This window comes from Sporosarcina sp. SAFN-015, from assembly GCF_059415085.1.
In genome coordinates this window covers 249,504-255,704 of record NZ_JBPFDR010000003.1, presented here as the reverse complement: position 1 = coordinate 255,704, position 6,201 = coordinate 249,504, and the positions used below count along the sequence as shown (strand labels likewise).

At 44.2% G+C, this 6,201-nt stretch carries 7 protein-coding genes; 6 read left to right on the top strand and 1 reads right to left on the bottom strand.

What is annotated here, in order from left to right; all coding sequences use genetic code 11:
• Window positions 1-326: 326 nt before the first annotated feature.
• From rny to ACR65H_RS07075, 3 genes are all read left to right on the top strand, one after another.
• Complete coding sequence (gene rny, locus ACR65H_RS07085; protein ID WP_440499457.1) at window positions 327-1,895, top strand: ribonuclease Y; 1,569 nt, start codon at window positions 327-329, stop codon at window positions 1,893-1,895.
• Window positions 1,896-1,982: 87 nt separating this feature from the next.
• Window positions 1,983-2,780: a TIGR00282 family metallophosphoesterase gene (locus ACR65H_RS07080; RefSeq protein WP_440499456.1), complete on the top strand. Its 798-nt coding sequence runs from the start codon at window positions 1,983-1,985 to the stop codon at window positions 2,778-2,780.
• Window positions 2,781-2,867: 87 nt separating this feature from the next.
• Window positions 2,868-3,137: a stage V sporulation protein S gene (locus ACR65H_RS07075; RefSeq protein WP_153010004.1), complete on the top strand. Its 270-nt coding sequence runs from the start codon at window positions 2,868-2,870 to the stop codon at window positions 3,135-3,137.
• On the opposite strand, the gene ACR65H_RS07070 is transcribed toward ACR65H_RS07075, so the two are convergent.
• The gene (locus tag ACR65H_RS07070; RefSeq protein ID WP_440499455.1) at window positions 3,134-3,400 is read right to left on the bottom strand and encodes a hypothetical protein; all 267 of its coding nucleotides are present in this window, start codon (window positions 3,398-3,400) and stop codon (window positions 3,134-3,136) included. The genes ACR65H_RS07075 and ACR65H_RS07070 overlap by 4 nt on opposite strands.
• Window positions 3,401-3,548: 148 nt before the next feature.
• On the opposite strand from ACR65H_RS07070, the gene miaB reads away from it, so the two are divergent.
• From miaB to cotE, 3 genes are all read left to right on the top strand, one after another.
• The gene (miaB, locus tag ACR65H_RS07065; protein ID WP_440499454.1) at window positions 3,549-5,099 is read left to right on the top strand and encodes a tRNA (N6-isopentenyl adenosine(37)-C2)-methylthiotransferase MiaB; all 1,551 of its coding nucleotides are present in this window, start codon (window positions 3,549-3,551) and stop codon (window positions 5,097-5,099) included.
• Window positions 5,099-5,533 (top strand): YlbF/YmcA family competence regulator, encoded by a 435-nt coding sequence (locus ACR65H_RS07060; RefSeq protein ID WP_440499453.1) that lies wholly within the window; start codon window positions 5,099-5,101, stop codon window positions 5,531-5,533. The genes miaB and ACR65H_RS07060 overlap by 1 nt, the downstream gene beginning before the upstream one ends.
• Before the next feature lie 115 nt (window positions 5,534-5,648).
• Window positions 5,649-6,200: an outer spore coat protein CotE gene (cotE, locus tag ACR65H_RS07055; protein ID WP_440499452.1), complete on the top strand. Its 552-nt coding sequence runs from the start codon at window positions 5,649-5,651 to the stop codon at window positions 6,198-6,200.
• Window position 6,201: the final 1 nt, after the last annotated feature.

The following is a 6,201-nucleotide window of genomic DNA, read 5'->3' as shown; positions in this document are numbered from 1 at the left end:
TCGCCGTTTCGCAGATCTGCCTTATGCCTGTCGAAGCTAAACGCCGCCCTCCGCTTTTGTTTACGTCTAGACTCCGGGCGGCAGCTTCTCGGGTCATAATGCAGATCTGCTATACGGCAAAGATCGCCGTTTCGCAGATCTGCCTTATGCCTGTCGAAGCTAAACGCCGCCCTCCGCTTTTGTTTACAATCCTTGACATGGCAAATTTTCATAGATACAATTAGAATTGTATAATTTCACACCAATGAAATCATTATGGCAGTATGTTGAATGTTAATATACGAGCCGACTGAAAACGAAAAGAATAGCAGGAGGAGGTGACCTGGATGCCAGATGGAATCATCGGAAACATCATCTCCGCTTTGCTCGGTCTGTTCGTCGGTGCAGTTGTTATCTATTTAGTTATCAAAAAGGTGAATGATTCAAGAGTGACGGGTGCCAAAAACTCTGCAGAACAAATCGTCGAAGATGCGAAACGTGAAGCGGAGGCTATGAAAAAAGAGGCACTGTTAGAAGCGAAAGATGAAAATCACAAACTGAGAATTGAAGCGGAGTCAGAAGTCCGTGAACGAAGAGCGGAACTGCAAAAGCAGGAAAACCGCCTTTTACAACGGGAAGAAAATCTTGACCGCAAGGATGATGCTCTCAATAAAAGAGAAGCAGGACTGGAACGCAAAGATGATGCGCTTTCCAGTAGACAACAGCATATTGAACAAATGGAACGCAAGGCGGAAGATCTTGTTGCCATGCAACAGACGGAACTTGAAAGAATCTCGGCCCTCACACGGGATGAAGCGAAACGAATCATCTTGGATGACGTCGAGAAAGAGCTTTCTACAGATATCGCCGTAATGACAAAAGAATCAGAACAGCGTGCAAAAGAAGAATCCGAAAAGAAAGCGCGCGAAATCCTTTCCCTTGCATTACAACGTTTCGCTGCAGATCATGTTGCAGAAACAACCGTGTCTGTCGTAAACTTGCCGAACGATGAAATGAAAGGCCGAATCATCGGAAGGGAAGGTCGTAATATCAGGACATTGGAAACATTGACTGGTATTGATCTAATCATCGACGATACTCCAGAAGCGGTCATTCTATCAGGCTTCGATCCTGTCCGTCGTGAAACTGCACGTCTTGCACTTGAAAAACTTGTACAAGATGGCAGAATACACCCGGCACGTATTGAAGAGATGGTAGATAAGGCGCGCAGGGAAGTGGACGAACTAATCCGTGAAAAAGGGGAACAGACTACATTTGACGTAGGAGTTCATAACTTGCATCCGGATCTAATCAAAATCCTTGGAAGATTGCATTTCCGAACAAGCTACGGCCAAAACGTCCTGAAGCACTCCGTTGAAGTTGCTTATCTTGCAGGACTGTTGGCAGCCGAGGTTGGCGAGGATGTCACCCTTGCAAGACGTGCAGGTCTTCTCCACGATATCGGTAAGGCGATCGACCACGAAGTCGAAGGAAGCCACGTTCAAATCGGGGTAGAGCTTGCTACGAAGTACAAAGAGCACCCTGTTGTCATCAATAGTATCGCATCCCATCATGGTGATGAAGAAGCGACGTCTGTCATCGCAGTATTGGTTGCTGCAGCAGATGCATTATCAGCAGCAAGACCAGGTGCACGAAGTGAAACTTTAGAAAACTATATTCGCAGGTTACAAAAACTTGAAGAAATTTCGGAATCATACGAAGGCGTAGAAAAATCATTCGCCATCCAAGCGGGCCGCGAAGTCCGAATCATTGTTCGACCAGACCAGATTGATGATATTACTGCGCATCGACTGGCTAGAGATATTCGAAAACGGATCGAGGAAGAACTCGATTATCCGGGTCACATCAAAGTGACGGTCATTCGTGAAACGCGTGCAGTCGAATATGCAAAATGATAAAATGACTCCTGTCCAGCCATGGTTCAGGAGTCATTTTCTTATCGTTACATTTGAAGTTCGTATAAGTAGAAAGAGGTTACAATCATGAAGGTAATTTTTATTGGTGATATTGTAGGATCAATCGGCAGAGAGATGGTGTTCGATCATATCGCACGATTGAAAAGAAAATACAAAGCGGATGTCGTCATTGCCAACGGTGAAAATGCCGCTTCGGGCAGGGGAATTACAAAAGCAATTTTTGACGATCTTCTCCGTTCAGGCGTCGATGTCGTGACGATGGGCAATCATACGTGGGATCAAAAAGAAATATACGATTTTATCGATGATACCGATTATTTGATCCGTCCTGCAAATTTTTCAGATGAGGCTCCGGGAAAAGGCATGACGACGATTACTAAAAATGGAGTGACGTTATCAGTAATTAATTTGCATGGCCGAACATTCCTTCCGCCGCATGGCGATCCGTTTGAAAAGGCGGAGGAATTGATTGAAGAGGCAAGCGAAATTTCTCCACTTATTTTCGTTGATTTCCATGCTGAGGCGACAAGTGAGAAAATCGCTATGGGGTGGCATTTGGACGGAAAAGCATCTGTTGTCGTCGGGACGCATACACATGTTCAAACGGCAGATGACCGTATTTTGCCAGGCGGTACAGCCTATTTGACGGACGCCGGAATGACTGGCCCCTATGACGAAATATTAGGGATGAAGAAAGAGGATGTCATCTATCGATTCCGTACGAATTTGCCGACTCGCTTTGAAGTTCCGAAACGAGGCCGCGCCCAATTGAATGGGCTGTTTGTCGAGTTAAACGACCAAACAGGTAAAGCTGTCGCGATTGAACGTATTATGATCAATGAGGATCACCGATTCGAAGTATGAAGTGAGTCTATTCATCTCCTTCTTTTCATAAGATGACGTATGGATAAATACATTCCATAGACATCGTGAAAACAAGGAGGAAACATGGTGAGTCCATTGAAGGTATCATCCCGCTCTAATCCAAATTCCGTCGCAGGAGCACTCGTAGCGGTAATCAGGGATCAAGGGTATGCGGAAATGCAGGCGGTCGGCGCCGGCGCATTGAACCAGGCCATCAAAGCGGTCGCAATTGCACGCGGCTTTGTCGCTCCAAGCGGCAGCGACCTCGTTTGTGCCCCGGCATTTACCGATATTGAAATTAATGGTGAGGGACGAACAGCGTTGAAGCTGTTAGTTGAGAAGAGAAAAAGAAGTTAAAAACGTATTTGACAATAGCAATAAAATCCAAGGGGGCTATCCAGCAAGTCAGTGAAAACTGATTTTCTGCGATAGCCCCTTATTGTTGCAACGCCTATATAAGGTCTAATGTCCAAAGCAGATGGTTGCGCGTCCAAAGTAAGCCGTCTCGCGTCCAAAGCAGGTGGTCGCACGTCCAAAGCAAGCCGTCTCGCGTCCAAAGCAGGTGGTTGCGCGTTCAAAGCAAGCCGTCTCGCGTCCAAAGCAAGCCCACTCGCGTCCAAAGAAACCGCCAGTTGTCACACAGTTGCCTAAAACTGCTGAATTCCAGATGTGAAAAAAATCACACTACTTCAAAGTGGTAAGAAGTTCATGTATAATGGAATCGAATCTGTTCAATTCCCGCAAGGTTTGAAGAAAGGGGCTGTTTAAATGAATGAAGAACAACGCCTGGAAGCCGGGCTTGTCAAACCGGATACAGTGAAAACTGCATCTGCAACGGAAAAGGACTATAGTAAATATTTTGAAACAGTCTATACACCCCCATCCTTAAAGAATGCAAAAAAGCGCGGTAAAGAAGAAATCGCCTATCACGACGATTTCCAAATTGAAAAGCGTTTTATTGGCATGGGTGCTGGACGTAAATTTTATATCCGTACATATGGTTGTCAAATGAACGAGCATGATACTGAGGTAATGGCGGGCATCTTTACCGGTTTAGGATACGAAGCGACAAACATGGTGGACGATGCAGATGTCATTCTACTGAATACGTGCGCAATTCGAGAAAACGCCGAAAACAAGGTGTTTGGTGAATTGGGACATTTGAAGCCGTTAAAGCTTGAAAAACCTGATCTGCTCATAGGCGTTTGTGGCTGCATGTCACAAGAAGAGTCAGTCGTTAATAAAATCCTGAAAACATACGATCAAGTCGATATGATCTTCGGAACGCATAACATCCACAGATTGCCAAATATCCTTCATGAAGCATATATGTCCAAAGAAATGGTCGTCGAAGTTTGGTCTAAAGAAGGGGATATCATTGAAAACCTTCCAAAAGTCCGACATGGCAATATAAAAGCTTGGGTCAACATCATGTACGGCTGCGACAAGTTCTGCACATACTGCATCGTTCCGTATACCCGTGGAAAAGAGCGCAGTCGACGCCCACATGACATTATCCAAGAAGTTAGGCAGCTAGCCGCTCATGGATATAAAGAGATCATGCTGCTCGGCCAAAACGTTAATGCTTATGGAAAAGACTTCGATGATATTGAATATCGCCTAGGGGATTTAATGGATGACCTTCGTCAAATTGATATTCCGCGCATACGTTTTACAACGAGCCACCCAAGGGATTTCGATGATCATCTCATTGAAGTTCTTGCTAAAGGCGGGAACTTGCTCGATCACATACATTTACCTGTCCAATCAGGTTCAAGCGATATTTTGAAGATTATGGCGCGAAAATATTCCAGAGAACAGTTCTTGGAGCTTGTCGGTAAAATAAAAGCCGCCATTCCAAACGTCACGTTGACAACGGATATTATTGTCGGATTCCCGAATGAAACGGACGAGCAATTCGAAGAAACACTTTCTTTATATAAGGAAGTCGGCTTCGAAATGGCTTATACGTATATTTATTCTCCACGTGAAGGGACGCCAGCCGCCAAGATGGTGGACAATATCCCAATGGAAGTGAAAAAAGAACGTCTTCAACGTCTCAATAAGCTCGTAAATGATATGTCCGCAGAAGCGATGAAGCCTTATAAAGGTAAAATTGTAAAAGTGCTTGTAGAGGGAGAAAGTAAAAGGAATCCCGAAGTGCTTGCCGGTTATACAGAGAAGAATAAACTCGTTAATTTCAAAGCGCCGCGTTCAGTGATCGGCGAAATTGTGAATGTAAAAATTACAGAGGCCAAAACATGGTCGCTCGACGGAGAATTTATCGGTATCGTAAAAGAGGAAAAGGTGATGTCATAATGGAAAAGTTTTATACTAAAGAAGAGATCATTGCAAAAGCACGCGAAATTGCACATATGATTGCCAATACAGAGCAAGTTGAATTTTTCAAACGTGCTGAAGAACAAATTAATGAAAATCAAAAAATCCGTGAAAAGATTGCTAGCTTGAAATCATTGCAAACACAAGCTGTCAATTTTCAAATGTATGAAAAGGAAAGAGCCCTCCAAATTATTGAAGGGAAAATCGAGAAGATTCAATCTGAGATTGACGATGTTCCGATTGTACAGGAATTCAAACAATCACAGCTTGACGTGAATGAACTGCTTCAACTGGTCTCAAATACGATTTCCAACAGTGTTACAGACGAGATCATTGAATCGACTGGCGGGGATGTTCTACGCGGGGAAACTGGATCATACGTAAGAAGTACGAAACATAAGCCATTATCATAATCAAAACCGGTGAGGATAATTTCCTCATCGGTTTTTTCACTTTCTGGGCTTCTGGTGCATAGGATAAATAGACGTCAACGAAGGAGGAAACGAACTGAAGAATCTACGGCAAATTGTGACGAAGGCAGTCATTGCTAAAGGGAAACTAAGGACGGAATCGAATGTCTCTCTGAAGCCGCCGAATAATCCATCGAGCATTCTGGGCTGTTGGGTGATCAACCACACGCATCAAGCAAAAAAAGTGGGACGATACATTGAAGTGACAGGGAAATTTGATGTGAATGTCTGGTATTCGCATCACGATCACTCAAAGACTTCCGTCTATTCGGAATCGGTGCCGTATAAGGATAAGATACGGCTCCATTATCGGGATGAGCCGGTGTCCGGTCAGGAAGAAATTATCGTCAACGTCGTCCAGCATCCAAATTGCACCGAGGCACTCATCTCAGAATGCGGTGAAAAATTTATTATTAAAGTGGAAAGAGAATTGGTAGCGGAAGTTGTCGGGGAAACAAAAGTATGTATCACTGTTCATCCGCATCAATTTGAAGAGGAATGGTCATTCAATGATGAATCGTCTTCCCATCAAGAACATGACCATGACCATCACAAAGCAGATGAAGAGAAGCGTCATGACGATAGAGGAAAGGATTCACGTCCATTTTAAG